12 protein-coding genes and 1 pseudogene are annotated in these 14,463 nt (G+C 72.8%); 4 read left to right on the top strand and 9 right to left on the bottom strand.

Features of this window, described 5'->3' with window-relative positions:
• Nucleotides 1–14 precede the first annotated feature (14 nt).
• Nucleotides 15–1,607, top strand: a complete 1,593-nt coding sequence (locus Q2K19_RS16165; protein ID WP_446839652.1) for a glycosyltransferase family 39 protein — start codon at nt 15–17, stop codon at nt 1,605–1,607.
• A gap of 18 nt (nt 1,608–1,625) precedes the next feature.
• Here Q2K19_RS16165 and Q2K19_RS16160 read toward each other — a convergent pair whose 3' ends face one another.
• From Q2K19_RS16160 to Q2K19_RS16140, 5 genes are all read right to left on the bottom strand, one after another.
• Nucleotides 1,626–3,167, bottom strand: coding sequence for a glycosyltransferase family 39 protein (locus tag Q2K19_RS16160; RefSeq protein ID WP_302771948.1), 1,542 nt, complete (start codon nt 3,165–3,167; stop codon nt 1,626–1,628).
• Entirely contained in the window at nt 3,164–4,168 is a 1,005-nt protein-coding gene (locus Q2K19_RS16155) for a glycoside hydrolase family 26 protein (protein ID WP_302771946.1), read from the bottom strand. Before Q2K19_RS16155 ends, Q2K19_RS16160 begins: the two co-directional genes overlap by 4 nt.
• The gene (locus tag Q2K19_RS16150) at nt 4,165–5,817 is read right to left on the bottom strand and encodes a glycosyltransferase family 2 protein (RefSeq protein WP_302771944.1); all 1,653 of its coding nucleotides are present in this window, start codon (nt 5,815–5,817) and stop codon (nt 4,165–4,167) included. Before Q2K19_RS16150 ends, Q2K19_RS16155 begins: the two co-directional genes overlap by 4 nt.
• Nucleotides 5,818–6,084: 267 nt before the next feature.
• Nucleotides 6,085–7,611, bottom strand: a complete 1,527-nt coding sequence (locus Q2K19_RS16145) for a PAS domain-containing sensor histidine kinase (RefSeq protein WP_302771942.1) — start codon at nt 7,609–7,611, stop codon at nt 6,085–6,087.
• A 25-nt stretch (nt 7,612–7,636) separates the two neighbouring features.
• Nucleotides 7,637–8,668, bottom strand: coding sequence for an SIS domain-containing protein (locus Q2K19_RS16140; RefSeq protein ID WP_302772530.1), 1,032 nt, complete (start codon nt 8,666–8,668; stop codon nt 7,637–7,639).
• Nucleotides 8,669–8,850: 182 nt separating this feature from the next.
• Between Q2K19_RS16140 and Q2K19_RS16135 the strand changes: the two genes are divergently transcribed.
• Nucleotides 8,851–10,674: a tetratricopeptide repeat protein gene (locus Q2K19_RS16135; RefSeq protein ID WP_302771940.1), complete on the top strand. Its 1,824-nt coding sequence runs from the start codon at nt 8,851–8,853 to the stop codon at nt 10,672–10,674.
• Nucleotides 10,675–10,763: 89 nt separating this feature from the next.
• Here Q2K19_RS16135 and Q2K19_RS16130 read toward each other — a convergent pair whose 3' ends face one another.
• Nucleotides 10,764–12,353 (bottom strand): MDR family MFS transporter, encoded by a 1,590-nt coding sequence (locus Q2K19_RS16130; protein WP_302771938.1) that lies wholly within the window; start codon nt 12,351–12,353, stop codon nt 10,764–10,766.
• 114 nt (nt 12,354–12,467) lie between these two features.
• Between Q2K19_RS16130 and Q2K19_RS16125 the strand changes: the two are divergent.
• Nucleotides 12,468–13,149, top strand: a pseudogene (locus Q2K19_RS16125) (TetR/AcrR family transcriptional regulator).
• Here Q2K19_RS16125 and Q2K19_RS16120 read toward each other — a convergent pair.
• Nucleotides 13,047–13,559: a GNAT family N-acetyltransferase gene (locus tag Q2K19_RS16120; protein WP_302771934.1), complete on the bottom strand. Its 513-nt coding sequence runs from the start codon at nt 13,557–13,559 to the stop codon at nt 13,047–13,049. The pseudogene Q2K19_RS16125 and the gene Q2K19_RS16120 sit on opposite strands and share 103 nt — an antisense overlap.
• The gene (locus Q2K19_RS16115) at nt 13,556–13,777 is read right to left on the bottom strand and encodes a biotin/lipoyl-binding carrier protein (protein WP_302772528.1); all 222 of its coding nucleotides are present in this window, start codon (nt 13,775–13,777) and stop codon (nt 13,556–13,558) included. Before Q2K19_RS16115 ends, Q2K19_RS16120 begins: the two co-directional genes overlap by 4 nt.
• A 222-nt stretch (nt 13,778–13,999) precedes the next feature.
• Here Q2K19_RS16115 and Q2K19_RS33520 point away from each other — a divergent pair, with 222 nt between their 5' ends.
• On the top strand, nt 14,000–14,074 hold the full coding sequence (locus Q2K19_RS33520) for a 50S ribosomal protein bL37 (protein WP_369752275.1): 75 nt from the start codon (nt 14,000–14,002) through the stop codon (nt 14,072–14,074).
• A gap of 100 nt (nt 14,075–14,174) precedes the next feature.
• On the opposite strand, the gene rsrA is transcribed toward Q2K19_RS33520, so the two are convergent.
• The gene (gene rsrA, locus Q2K19_RS16110) at nt 14,175–14,462 is read right to left on the bottom strand and encodes a mycothiol system anti-sigma-R factor (protein ID WP_302771932.1); all 288 of its coding nucleotides are present in this window, start codon (nt 14,460–14,462) and stop codon (nt 14,175–14,177) included.
• Between the last annotated feature and the right edge of the window lies 1 nt (nt 14,463).

Genomic DNA, 14,463 nt, shown 5'->3' with positions numbered 1-14,463 from the left:
GTGACGCTGCGAAGGTGAGCGGAGCGTCGGATTCCGGACCGACCGGCGATCGCCCGGCGTGGCTGGTCTGGGCGGCACCGACCCTGCTCACCCTGGCGATCACCCTTACCGGGATCGGCCAGGCCCAGCTCTGGCGGGACGAGCTGGCGAGCTGGAGCGCGGCCACCCGGCCGGTCGGTGACCTAGCCCGGCTGGCCGGCACCATCGACGCCGCGACCGGCCCCTACTACCTGGTCATGCACGGGTGGACGGCGCTGGCGGGGACCTCGCCGACCGCGCTGCGGCTGCCGTCCGCGCTGGCCATGGCCGCGGCCGCCGGACTCACCGCCCGGCTCGGCGCGCGACTGGCCGGCGCCCGGGCCGGGCTCCTCGCCGGCCTGCTCTTCGCCCTGCTCCCCGGCACCTCCCGGTACGGCCAGGAGGCCCGCCCGTACGCCCTCGCGACCCTGCTCGCCGTGCTCGCCACGCTGGCGCTGGTCGGGGCGCTGCGCCGGCCGGGCTGGCGGCGTTGGACCGGGTACGCCCTCGCCGTCGCCGCCCTCGGGCTGATCCACCTGATCGCCCTCACCCTGCTCGCCGCCCACGGACTCGTGGTGCTGCTCGCCACGGGGCGCGGCCCGGCGGCGGCCGGCGTCGACGGGCCGGACGGCGAGCGGCCCGAGCGGCCGACGACGGGCGAGCCCACCGCTCCGGACCTCCCGGCCGACCACGGGCGGGCGACCGCGGCCCCGGGCGCGCCGCGCGGCGGGCCGGGTGGGAGCCGGGGACTGCTCTGGCGCTGGCTGCTGGCGGTGCTGCCAGCCGCCGTCCTGGTCACCCCGCTGGTGCTGGAGGCCCGGGGGCAGCGGTCCCGGCAGCTCGACTGGGTGGACCTCGCCCGCCTGCCCGACCTGGCGGCGCTGCCCGGGGGCGTGGCGCAGAGCGGGGTGGTCGGCGGTCTGCTGTTCGGCCTCGCCGCGCTCGGGGCGGGACGGCTCGGCCGGCGGGCGCTGCTGCCGGGCGCCGCCATCCTGCTGCCGGCGCTGCTGCTCTTCGCCGCCGGCACGGTACTGCCGCTCTGGGTGACCCGGTACCTGGTCTTCACCGTCCCGTTCGGCTGCCTGCTGGCCGGTGCGGCGCTGGCCGGCGTACGGCTGGCGCCGGCGCTCGCCGTGGTGACCCTGGCCGGCCTGCTCGGCCTGCCCGACCAGGCGGCGCTGCGCCACACCCACGAGTGGCCGCGCAGCGCCCCCGTCGACTACGCGGGCGCGGCCCGGGTCATCGCCGATCACGAACAGCCCGGCGACGCGATCGTCTTCTCGCCCCGGCACAGCTGGCTCTTCCTGGACCTCGGGGTGGCGTACCACCTGGGGTCGCGGGAGCCCCGCGACGTGCTGGTGGTGCGCGACGAGCGGCAGCGCGCGGACCTCTGGGCGAGCGAGTGCGACCGGCCGGCCGAGTGCCTGGCCGGCGTGCGGCGGGTCTGGCTGGTGGTGTCCGGGCGCCGGGGCGATCCGCTGGCCGCGGTCGGCGGCGCCAAGGGGGCCGCCCTGCGGGACGCCTTCACCGTGGCGTTGGTCCAGCCCCGGGCCGGGGTGACCGTGGCGCTGCTCGTCCGGCGGGGTTGAGCAGCGCCACGGCCCCGGTCAGGCCGGCTTCCGTTCGAGCAGGACCACCCGGACCCGGTCGAACCGCTCGACGTGCTTGATCAGGAACTTCTGCCGCAGCAGCGCCTCCCGCGCCGGCGGCAGCCCGGCCAGCGGGTCGTTGAGGTGTCCGGTCTCGACCAGCCAGAGCCGCTTCGTGTCCCCGAGGCAGAGGGCCGGGTTCTTGCACTCCCGGGCGGTCAGCCAGCCGGTGTCCCGGGCCGGGACGTCGGCGAAGACGTCCCGCGGCTGGAGCTGGTCCCGCAGCCCGTAGTTGGTGGCCTTGCGCGCCACGTCGCTGGAGCCGCCGAAGCCGTCGTTGAAGGCCACCCCGTCGCCCGGCTTCGCCTGCTGCCCGAGGTAGCGGACCGCGTCCAGGTAGTGCGGCTGGCCGTCGGCGTCGTTGGACCGCACCTTCTCCTGCGCCGGCATGGTCTGCCAGGCCAGCGCGGGCACCAGGATCAGCGCCCCGACCAGCCAGGCCGCCGGCATCCGCCCCCGGGTGAGCAGCTGGATCGTCCGGCACACGCCGAACGCGGCCAGCAGCGCCCAGGCGGGCACGGTGAAGAGGAAGTAGCGGGCCAGGAACAGGTGCAGCCAGGCGAAGGTCAGGTAGCCCGTCACCGGCGGCAGCAGGGCCCAGACCACCAGCATCAGGGCGGCCGGCCGCCGCTCCCGGCCGGCCACCGCCACCGCGAGGAGCGCGAGCAGCGCGACGGCCGCCAGGACCGGCAGCGTGCCGGTCAGGTTCTCCAGGAAGCGGAGCACGGCGTTTCCGTCGTTCTTCACCCAGGAGATCTGGCCGGACTGCCGCCCGGCGAGCAGCAACAGCGGCAGGATGAAGAGCCCGGCGATGCCGACCGAGGCCGACCACCGCCAGCGCGGCTCTTCCCCGGGCACGGCCCGCCACAGGTAGAGCAGGTGCGCCGCCCCCACCAGCAGCGCGACGAAGTGCAGCCAGCCGACCACCACCAGCAGCACCGCGTACGCCCACCAGCGTCCCCGCGACGGCCGGTCGACCGCGCGGAGGAAGAGCCAGGTCGCGGCGACCGCGGCCAGGGTGACCAGCGCATACGACCGGGCCTCCTGGGCGTAGCGGGAGACGGTCGGCAGCAGGGCGAAGAACAGTCCGGCGAGCACGCCGACCGGGGTGCCGAAGAGGCGCCGGCCGATCAGGGCGATCAGTCCGGCGCTGGCCCCGATGGCCAGCACCGAGGGCAGCCGCAGGGCGATCAGGGAGTCGCCGCCCACCGCCGTCACGGCCGCCATGATCAGGTAGTAGAAGGCGTGGACCAGGTCGATGTTGCCGATCATCATGCGGAACTGCTCGACCGAGAGCGAGGTGGCGTGCCAGGTGACCAGCTCGTCGTTCCACAGGTCCCGGGCGTCCAGCCGCCACCAGCCAAGGCCGAGCGCGACCACGGCCGGCAGCAGGGCCCACCAGCCGCCCCGGGCCGCCGGCGCGGCCGCGGTGGCGCCGACCGTCGCCCTGACCTCGGCCGCGGTCGGCCGCCCGACCCACTGGACCGCCGGCGCGGTCACTTCGCGGTCCTGATGTCGAAGCCGAAGACGTCCTTGGCGGCGGCCCGCTTGAACGACGACAGCGCGCTCTGGTCCCGGTCGATGTTCCACTTGCCGGAGCCGTTGATGTTGAAGTAGGCCACCCCGACCATGTCCTTCCGGCGCGCCACGTTGCTGAGCAGGTCGGCGATCTGGGCAGGTCGGCCGGCGGCCGGCTCGCACCCGGTCTCCACGATCAGCAGTGGCCGGCGGGTGAAGGTCCGGATCTCCTTGATGGTCGGGTTGAAGAGGTCCTTGAACGTCTTCTGCCCCCGGACCGTGTAGTAGCCGTCCATGCCGACCCAGTCCACGTACGCGTCACCCGGGTAGAGCGCCTTGATGCTGACCTTGCGCAGGTAGTTGATGACGTTCGGGGTCCAGGTCCAGATCACGTTGGTGGCGCCCTGCTGCTCGAAGATCTCGTGCAGGTGCCGCCAGGCGGCCACGTACTCGGCGGCGGTGGTCTTCTTGGTGCCCCAGGAGTACCAGTGCCCGTTCATCTCATGCGCGAAGGTGAGCGCGATCGGCAGGTTCAGCATCCGCACCGCGGCGGCGAACTCCTTCACGTACGCGTCGTGCTTGCCGGCGGCGATGTCGCGCAGCGGCACCTCGTACGGCTCCCACCGGATGACCGCCAGCGCTCCGTACTGGTGCAGTTCGCGGACCTCGCTGGCGGCGAACTTGTCGTCGAAGCTCTCGAAGATCGCCACCAGGTTCGGGGTCTTGCCGATCTCGTCGGCGAACCCCCGGATCCGGCCCATCTCCGCGCCGCCCTCCACGGTCACCCCGAGGTACTTGCCGGCGGGGGACTTCAGCGCCGTGACGTCGTACGCCGGCACCTGCTCCTCGACGGGACTGGCGACGCCGCCCGGCCCGCCGGTCACCCCCGAGTTGACCTTGATGTCCACCTTGCGGAGAACGGCGAGCTCGGTGAAGGCCAGCGCCAGCACCGCCAAAAAGGTGATCAGGTACTTGGTTCTCACCGCACGACCTCGACGTCCTTCTCGGGCTTGACCAGCAGCGCCTGCCCCACGATGGCGAGGTAGAAGACCGCGCTGAGGAAGGCCGGGGCGAAGACCATCGGGTCGGGCTCGACCAGCATCCGCCAGGCGGCGACGCCGGCCCAGACCAGGCCGGTGCCGGCGGTCCAGTACTTCATGCCGGTCCAGAGCCGCTTGGTCTTGCTCTTCTTGGCGGTGCCGCCGGTCGGCTGCCAGCCCATCCGCCGGCCGCGGATGATGTCGATGATCGCGAACGCGTGCGCCCAGCCGTAGATCATCTTGACCGTCCAGCTCTCCAGCTGGTACCGGTTCCGGTGCCAGAGCGGGAAGATGATCATGTTGTAGATGACGCTGGGCACGATGAGCAGGTAGTTGGCCAGGGCGATCTCGTGCGCGAACGCGGTCAGCATCAGCACCGGGATGATCGGCGCGACGAAGGTGAACAGCCCGGTGTGCAGGTAGTAGCAGAAGCCGGAGATGTAGCTCAGCCGGGCGCGCAGCTTCAGCTTGGTCTGCCAGAACTTCTTCGAACCGAGCAGGCTCATCGAGCCGGCGCACCAGCGGTACTGCTGGGTGAAGAACGAGTCCACGTCGGACGGACATAACCCGGCGGCCAGCACGACCGGGATGTAGCGCAGGTTCCAGCCCTTCATCCGCAGGTCGAACCCGGTGTGCACGTCCTCGGAGTGCTCGATCAGGGTGGAGCCGCCGATGGAGAAGAGCGCGTCCCGCCGGTAGATGGCGCAGCTGCCGACGCAGATCGCCGAGTCGTGCGCCTGCCGGGACACCTGCACCGAGCGGTAGAAGAGCTCCTGCACGGCGCCCGCGCCGCGCTCGACCCAGGTCTGCCCCAGGTGCACCCGGAAGTACTGCGGCGACTGCACGATGCCCGCCCGGGGCTCGGCGTCGAACCAGGGCAGCATCTGGTCGAGCATGTCCTTGCGCGGCACGAAGTCGGCGTCGAGCACCAGGATGAAGTCGCTCATGGTGCGCTCGAAGGCGTAGCGCATGTTGCCGGCCTTCTTGAACCAGCCGCGGTTGGGTCGGCGCTGGTAGACGAAGCCGAAGGCGAGGGCGGTCCGCTCCATCGCCTCGCTGGGCGAGTCGTCGAGGATGTAGACGGTCACGTCGCCCCGGTAGTGCTGGCTCATCGCCCGGACGTGCTCCCAGGTGTTGCGCAGCACGTGCGGCGGCTCGCCGCAGACCGGCAGGAAGACGTCGACGCTCGGGTACCGGGACGGCCGCCAGTTGCGCACCAGCTCCTGGTGGCGCGCCATGTCGAAGCCGGGCGTGAAGAGGTTCACGGCCAACGAGATGAGGTAGTAGACGACGGTGAACGCCAGCATCGGTGCGAGCAGCCACAGCCACGGGGTGAGCCGGACGAAGAGCACCTGGCTGGTGATCAGGCAGCCGAAGCTGACCAGCGACGGCAGCATCAGCCCGGCCAGGCGACGCTTCCGGTAGGAGAAGAGCTCCTCGTCGGTGGGCGGGAGCGGCACCACCGCGTACGCCGGCCGGTTCACCCCCTGGCCGACCCGGCGGGGCGTCCAGCGCGCGAACTGGTGCGGCACCCGGAACTCCGCGGTCGGATCCGGCACGGTAACCGGCTCGATCGCAGGTGGTGAAGTCATTCCCGTCTCCCCGCTAGTCAAGCAGCACGCCCTCCTCCGGTGGTGCCGGCGAGGGTTCGCCTGACGCGTCCAGGAAGCCGGGCACGGCGAACGTCGGCCGTGTCTGCTTGATGGTCGTGCCAAAGTTATGCAGTCTCACGCAAGGTGTCAATGCGTCGAAATTGATCGAAAGCCGCGCGGTAGCCGGAACCACCCGGAGGGCTTGCTCACATCGGCCTGAACAGCGGCTCATTTTCAACCGGAGGGCGGATGGCCAGCCGGCGCTCATCAGGCCTTGGCCAGCGGCAGCACCAGCACCGCCTCGGTGCCGCCGGCCGCGCCGTTGCGCAGCTCGATGCTGCCGCGCAGCTCCCCGGTGACCAGCGCCCGGACGATCTGCAGGCCCAGGTTGCCGCCCCGTTCGGCGTCGAACTGCTCGGGCAGGCCGCGCCCGTTGTCGGCGACGGAGACGTGCAGCTGCTTGCGGAACCGGTGCGCGGAGACCACCACCTCCGGCTCCGCCGCGCCCTCGGCCCGGGCCGCAGCCTCCTCCCCGGCCGGCGGGAAGCCGTGCTCGACGGCGTTGAGCAGCAGCTCGTTGAGGATCATCACCAGCGAGGTGGCGATCTCGGCGGGCAGTACGCCGAAGCTGCCCTGCCGGCGCATCCCGACGCTCACCTCGGTGGCCGCGACCTCGGTGGCCGCGCTGGCCACCCGGTCGACGATGCCGTCGAACTCGACCGCCTCGTCGCTGGACAGGGAGAGGGTCTCGTGGACCAGGGCGATGGAGGCGACCCGGCGTACCGACTCCTCCAGGGCGACCCGGGCCTCCGGCATGGCGACCCGGCGGGCCTGGAGGCGCAGCAGCGCCGCCACCGTCTGCAGGTTGTTCTTCACCCGGTGGTGGATCTCCCGGATGGTGGCGTCCTTGGTGATCAGGGCGCGGTCGCGGCGGCGTACCTCGGTGACGTCGCGGACCAGCACCAGCGCGCCGATCGGCACGCCGGCCGGCATCAGCGGCAGCGCCCGGGTCAGCATGGTGGCGCCCCGGGCGTCGATCTCCCGCCGGGGCGGCGCCTCGCCGCGCAGCGCGGCCAGCACCGCGTTGCCGGCGTCGGTGCCTTCGAGCGGGTCACTGGCCAGCCGGCGGTGCAGCTCGGCCAGGTCCTCCCCCACCAGGTGGGAGGCGTAGCCGAGCCGGCGGTACGCGGACTGCGCGTTCGGGCTGGCGTAGGTGACCTTGCCGTTGGCGTCGAGCCGGACCAGGCCGTCGCCGACCCGAGGCGCGGAGGTGGTCTCGCCCGGGTGCCGGGGCGGCGGGAAGGTGCCGTCGGCGATCATCTGGGCCAGGTCGTCGGCGGTGGTCAGGTAGTTCAGTTCGAGCTGGCTGGGCGTCCGCGCGGTGGACAGGTTGGTGTCCCGGCCGACCACGGCGATGACCTCGCCGGACTCCCCGTCGACGCCGCGCAGCCGGACCGGGATCGCCTCGTGCCGGGCCGGGACGTCGCCGTACCAGACCGGATCGCCCTCCCGCCAGATCCGGCCCTGCCGGTGCGCGACCTCCAGGTGCGCCACCTCGGGCCCGCCGACGATCCGCCCGACCTGGTCGTCGAGGTACGCGGTCGGGGCGGTCGTCGGGCGGACCTGGGCCACGCAGAGGAACGTGCCGTCGCCGTCCACCGGCACCCACAGCAGCAGGTCGGCGAAGGACAGGTCGGAGAGGAGCTGCCAGTCGCCGGCGATCCGGTGCAGGTGGTCGATGTCGGCCGGCCGGAGCTGGGTGTGCTCCTCGGCGAGGTCGCGCAGCGTGGACACGCTGAACAGAGTGCCACGCCGGGCCTCACATCGTCGCCGTGACCTTTTTCAAGCCGCGCGGGGCGTCCGGGTCCTCGCCGCGGGCCAGCGCGAGGGAGAGCGCGAGCCGCTGGAGCGGGAGGATGTCGAGCAGCGGGGCGTACCGCTCGTCGACCTCGGGGACCGCCATCCGGGCGGTCGCCTCGACGTCGGCGGAGCCGACCACCACCACGTCGGCCCGGCGCTCGCCGAGCCGGGGCAGCACCTCGCGCATCGACTGCCCGCCCGGGCCGGCGCCGACCACGGCGAGCACCGGCACGTCCGGGTCGGTCATGGCGAGCGGGCCGTGCAGCAGGTCGGCGCCGGAGAAGGCGAGCGCGGGCAGGTAGGAGGTTTCCATCAGCTTGAGCGCGGCCTCCCGGGCGGTCGGGTACGCGTATCCCCGGCCGGTGGTGACGAGCTGGCCGGCGAACCGGTAGCGCGGGGCGAGGCGGGCCGGGGTGTCGTCGGCCAGGGTGCGTTCGGCCAGCTCGGGCAGGCGGGCGAGGGCGGCCTGCTCCTCGGCGGGGAGCACGCCGTCGCCGGCCCGCACGCCCTCGACCAGCATCAGCAACGCGAGCAGCTCGGCGGTGTACGTCTTGGTGGCGGCCACCGCCCGCTCGTGCCCGGCGGCGATGTCGATGCTCAGCTCGGCGGTGGCCACCAGCGGCGAGTCGGGGTTGTTGGTGACGGCGAGGGTGAGCGCGCCGGAGGCCCGGGCGACCCGCAGCACCTCGGCCAGGTCGGGCGAGCCGCCGCTCTGGCTGACCCCGACCACCAGGGCGTCGGAGAGGTCGGGCCGGGCGCCGTAGACGGTGACCGCGCTGGGCGAGGCGAGGCCGGCGGGCAGGCCGAGCCGGATCTCGCTCAGGTAGGCCGCGTAGAGGGCGGCGTGGTCGGAGGTGCCCCGGGCGGTGAAGACCACGTGGCGGGGCCGGCGCTCGGCGATCACCGCCGCGACCCGGGCGATCGCACCGGCGTGCTCGGCGGAGAGCAGTCGGTCGTAGCCACCCGGCTGCTCGTCGATGTCGGCGGCCATGCCGGCCCCTGGACGCGTCACCTGAGACCCCTTCCTGCGCGTTCCCCGCGCGAATCGTGCTCAGTCTTGCATCTTTCGACGGCAACGAGCAATGGAACGAGCAGTAGTGCGCAGTGGATCACCATCTCGATCCTTGATCGCCTAGGCTTGCCCGGCTGACGGAAGACCACCGAGAGGACCCCGTGCCCGAGGACGCCGCGCTCTCCGCCGCGGAGGAGCTCGCGCTCGCCCGGCTGGCGCTGGACGAGGGGGACCTGGCGCACGCCGCCGGTCACGTCGCCGCCGCCCTGGTGCAGGCCCCGACCCTCCCCGAGGTGCACGAGACGCTGGCCCGGGTGAACGCGGCCAGCGGCGGCGACCTGGAACTCTTCCCGCTCGGCCACCACGCCTTCGTCGGTGCGGTGGTGGCCCGCGCCCACCTGCTCGCCGCCGCCGGGCGCCCCGCCGAGGGGCTCGACCTGCTGGCCGCGGCCACCGGCTACGCGCCCGGCGCCGACTGGGCCGGCGTGCCCTGGGTGACCGCGCCCGAACTGCCCGAGCGCCTCGACCCCGAGCGCGCCGCCCGAATCCTCATGCAGATCTGCGCGGCGGTGCCCGACCCGGTTCCCCGCCGGCTGCGCGACCCGCTGCGGCCGTACCTCGCGCTGGCCCGCAACGCGGTCACCGTGCACCCCGGCCACCCGCTGCTGCTCGGCGCGGCGTCCGCGCTGGCCCGGCGCGTCGGCGAGGTCGCCCTCGCCGTCACCTGGGCCGCCCGGGGGGTACGCGCACAGTCCACCAAGCTCGGCGAGGTCTGGCTCGGGTACGCCTACCGCAGCGCCGGTCGCACCCGGGACGCCCTCGCCGCGCTCGGCCGGGCCGTCCGGCACGACCCCGACGACCTCGCGGTCTACGCGGACATCGCCGGCACCCTCGCCGACAACGGTCGGCTCGACGAGGCGCTGGACTGGATCGACCGGGCGTTGGCCCGCGATCCCAGCTTCGACTGCGCGGTGCACACCGCGCACCGGCTGCGCTTCCAGCGCGACGAGGACGTCGCCCACCTGGTGGCGCTCGCCGACTTCGTCCGCGACCACCCCGACGACACCCACGAGCACGGCGACCTGGCCGAGTGCTGCCGCAGCCGCCCGTGGCTCGGGCAGGTGACCCCGGCCGGTGGGCCGGTGCTGGACGCGCTGCGCCAGGCCCTCGCCGCCGAGGGTGCCGTCCGGGTCGCCGTACGCCTCGACGCGCTGGAACCGCCGAGCGCCATGCGGACCGCGGCCGCGGCCGTGCCGGGGCTGGACGTGGAGGTGGCCGCGGTGGCCGACCCGGACCCGCGGGAACCCCGTCGGGCCACCACCTGCCAGCTCTGGCGGTACGAGGGCACCACCGCCGCGCCCACCCTGCCCGCCCCGTCGGCGGCGGCGGCGGAACGGATCCGGCAGCTCGCCCACCCGGCCTGGCCCCATCCGCCGGCCGCCTACGACGCGGCGGTCGGACTGGCCACGCTGGACCTCGCCGATCTGCTCGGCCTGCTGGTGCACCCGCCCGAGGCGCCGGGCACCGCGCTGGGCCGGGTGCTCGCCGGCCAGGACCCGTCGCTCTGGGTGCGGTGCGTGCAGGTCTGGGCCTGTCTCGGCCTGCTGCACCACCGCACCGACGAGCCGTGGGCCGGGTCCACCCGCCGCCGGGTGCTGCTGGAACTCGTCTGGGGGGTGGAGGACTGGATCACCGAGGCGGCCCTCTTCGCCCTGGTCACCGCCGCCTGGGTGGACCCGGCCGTACGCCCCGACGTGGCCCGGGTGGTGGCCGAGCGGCTCGCCGACGCGGCGGCCGTGGCCCGCGAGCGCCGGATGCCGATCGCGGTGTCCCTGGCCCACCTGGCCCTGGCCACCCCCGACCTCGACCCGCCCACCCGCGACCTGGCCCACGCCCTGATCGCCGGCCCGGCCGACGGTACGCGCCGGATGGGCCGCCTGGCCCGCCTCTGGCACCGCCTCGCCGCCGCACTCCGCCGCCGCTGACAGCCCGCGCCCGGCGGGCGGACCTGGGAGAAATGCGGCGCGGCCCCGCCGTACCCCGGGGGGTTGGCGTGGCCGCGACGGAGGGTGGGTCAGGCGACGGGGGCCTTGCCGAGGGCGGCTTCGGCCTCGTCCTCCGGCGTGGCGCCGGCGGGCGGGGCGTCGTTCGCCGAGCGGAGCGGGACCTCCTTGATGAACCAGGCGAGCACCGGCACCGCCACGGTGAAGAGCACCGCCCAGAAGAAGACGTGGGAGATGCCGTCGGCCAGGGCGCCGAGGACGATGTCCCGCATCGGGCCGGTCAGCTTCCCGAGCTTCTCCAGGTCCATCCCGCCGCCGTCGCCGCCACCGCCGCTGAACGCGGCGCCCGCGGCGGAGTCGGCGAGCCGGTTGGCGAAGATCGCGCCGAAGAGCGAGATGCCGAACGAGCCGCCGATGGAGCGGAAGAAGGTGGCCGCGCCGCTCGCCGCGCCCAGGTCCTTCTGCTCCACGCTGTTCTGTGCGATCAGCATCGAGGTCTGCATGAGGAAGCCCATGCCGATGCCGAGGACGATCATGTAAAGCGAGGACTCGATCTTGCTGGTGCCGACGTCGAGCCGGGTCAGCAGGCCCATGCCGGCGGTCATCACCACGCCACCGATGATCGGGAAGGCCCGGTAACGACCGGTCTTCGTGATGGCCCGGCCGACCGCCAGCGAGACCACGAGCATGCCGAACATCAGCGGGAGCAGCAGCAGCCCGCTGTTGGTGGCCGAGGCGCCCTGCACGGTCTGCTGAAACATCGGCAGGAAGTTCATCGCGCCGAACATGGCGAAGCCGAGCAGGAAGCCGATCACCGAGATGAGGGCGAAGTTGCGGTTGGCGAAGAGCCCCAGCGGCAGGATCGGCTCGGGAGCCCGGCGCTCGACGAAGCCGAAGGCGACCAGGGCGATCAGGGCGAGCGCGGCGAGGCCGAGGATCTGCGGCGAGGCCCAGTCGTACTCCTTGCCGCCCCAGGTGGTGATCAGCACGATCGAGGTGATGCCGACGGAGAGCAGTCCGGCACCCAGCCAGTCGATCTTGTGCTCGGTGCGGTACTTCGGCAGGTGCATGGTGGTGGCGAGGACCAGCAGGGCGACGCCACCGAGCGGCAGGTTGACGTAGAACGCCCAGCGCCACGAGAGGTGGTCGGTGATGAAGCCGCCGACCAGCGGACCGGCCACCATGGCGATGGCCATGATGCCGGCGATCATGCCCTGGTAGCGGCCCCGCTCGCGGGGCGGCACCAGATCACCGATGATCGCCATGACGCCGACCATCAGGCCGCCGGCGCCGAGGCCCTGGATGGCCCGGAACGCGATCAGCTCGACCATGCCGTCCTGGGTGCCGCCGAACATGCTGGACCCGGACATGCCGCAGAGGGCCGAACCGATCAGGAAGATGACCACAGAGGTGAGGAAGACCGCCTTGCGCCCGTAGAGGTCGCCGAGCTTGCCCCAGATCGGGGTGGAGACGGTGGTGCCCAGGACGTACGCGGTGACCACCCAGGTGAAGTGGTCGAGGCCGCCGAACTCGCCCACGATCCGGGGCAGCGCGGTGCTGACGATCATGTTGTCGAGCATCGCGAGCATCATCGCGATCATCAGGCCGAACAGCACGACCCGGACGTTGGGTCGCGCTGCCGCCTGTACTGGTTGACTCATGGGTAAGCTCCCCCGAAGATCTGTGACCGACTTACTTGCCGCCCGGCTAGTTACCTTACTAGCCGCACGGTAAGTTGGACAGCAAAAGTCGGTCAAGCAAGTTAGGTGGTTCAGGTGAGGGAGAGCACAGGCGGCACGCGGGCACGGATCCAGTCCGTCGCGCTGGAGCTCTTCACCGAGCAGGGCTACGAGAAGACCTCGCTCCGGGAGATCGCCGAGCGGCTGGGCGTGACCAAGGCCGCCCTCTACTACCACTTCAAGAGCAAGGACGAGATCGTCAACAGCTTCGTCGAGGACCGGCTGCGCCGGATGGACGAGCTGATCGAGTGGGCCCGGACCCAGCCGGCCAACCTGCAGACCCGGCACACGCTGATCAGCCGGTACGCGGACACCATGTTCTCCGACGAACTGCCCGCCGTGATGCGCTTCTTCGAGCAGAACCAGACCGTGCTAAAGAGCCTCGCCGCCGGGATGCAGATGCGGGACCGGATGATGCAGCTCGCCAACGAGCTGTGCCGGGGCGACGAATCGCCGGAGGCCCAGCTCCGCGCCGCGCTCACCATTTTCGCGGTGCACAGCAGCTGGTTCGCGGTCCGCACCCCGGGCATCACCGACGAGGAGCGCCGGAAGATCTCCCTCCAGGTCGCGGACGAGCTGCTCGCGAAGATCGCCGACGCCGACTGACGGGCCGGGTCAGCCGCGCCCGGCCAGGTCCAGGCGGAGCCCCAGCAGGTCGACACCCGGCAGCGGGGACCAGTCCTTCTCCGGCAGCCGGACGAACCCGAGCCGCTCGTAGAGCTGGTGCGCCGCCGCGGCCATCCCGCTGCGTACGCAGATCACCACGGCCGAGCAGCCCAGCTCGGCGGCCCGCGACACGCAGGCCCGGGCCAGGGCGGAGCCGGCGCCGCGACCCTGCGCGGCCGGGTCGACCGCGAGCATCCGGAACTCGGCCTCGCCGGGCCCGGAGAGTTCCGCGTACGGGGTGCCGGCCAGCACGAACGTCACCGCGCCCAGCACCTCGCCGGTGGCCTCGTCGACGGCGACCAGCACCTCGCCGGTCTCGGCCCGGGTCGCCACGTCCGCGAGCACCGCGCCGTAGCCGGTCTCACCCTTGAGCTGCCCGTCCGCCTCGTACGCGGCGACCGTCAGGCGGGCCACCGCCGGGTGGTCCGCCGGCTCGGCCCGGCGGACGACCAGGGCGGTCAACCGATCACCGCGATCAGGTCCCCGTCCTGCACGACGTCGCCCTCGTTGACGGCCATCTGCTGCACCACGCCGTCGGACTCGGCGACCACCGGAATCTCCATCTTCATCGACTCCAGGATCACCAGCGTGTCTCCCTCGGACACGGTGTCTCCGGCCGACGCGACGACCTTCCAGACGTTCGCCACCATCTCGGCGCGGATCTCCTCGGCCATTCCCAGGCCCTCCCTCTCCACCGGTCTGTCTGCGAACGGTATCCAATCATGGCGCGGGTCACGTCCGAAGTCCTGACCGCCGGCACGCCGGAACGCGCCCCACCGGACCCGGGCCGGCACCCCCGGCACTAGCATCAGCGGGTCGGTCCCCGGACACCCGGCGGACCGGTACGCGACCTCCGCCGCGCTCGTCGCGGCCGGACCGTGACCAGCACAAGGAGGCAGAGCATGGCGAAGAAGGCCCGCAAGAAGAAGGCCCGTAAGAAGAGCAGCGCGAACCACGGCAAGCGCCCCAACTCCTGATCGGCACGCCGATCAGCGCCGGTCCCCGGGCCGGACACACCGGTGGCCCGGGTCCGCTTCGGACCCGGGCCACCGGTGTCTTACGTCGTGTCGCGGTCGCTCAGTCGGCGAGTTCGCGGGACTCGGTGGACTCGAAGACCACCAGCTCGGTCAGGCGCACCCGCAGCCGCTCGCGCAGCTGTTCCGGCGCGACCTCGTTGCCGCAGCAGCGGGCCACCAGCGCCTTCACCTCCTGCTCGATGCCGTACTCGCGCAGGCAGCCCCCGCACTCTTCCAGGTGGGTCCGGATCAGGACCCGCCGCTCCTCGGCGCACTCCAGGTCCAGGTAGAGATAGACCTCCGCGAGCACCTCACGGCAATCCGTCTCGTGCGGCTCCCCACAGCTCATG

Source organism: Micromonospora sp. NBRC 110009 (genome assembly GCF_030518795.1).
Classification (GTDB): Bacteria; Actinomycetota; Actinomycetes; order Mycobacteriales; family Micromonosporaceae; genus Micromonospora.
This window is presented reverse-complemented; position numbering and strand designations above follow the sequence as displayed.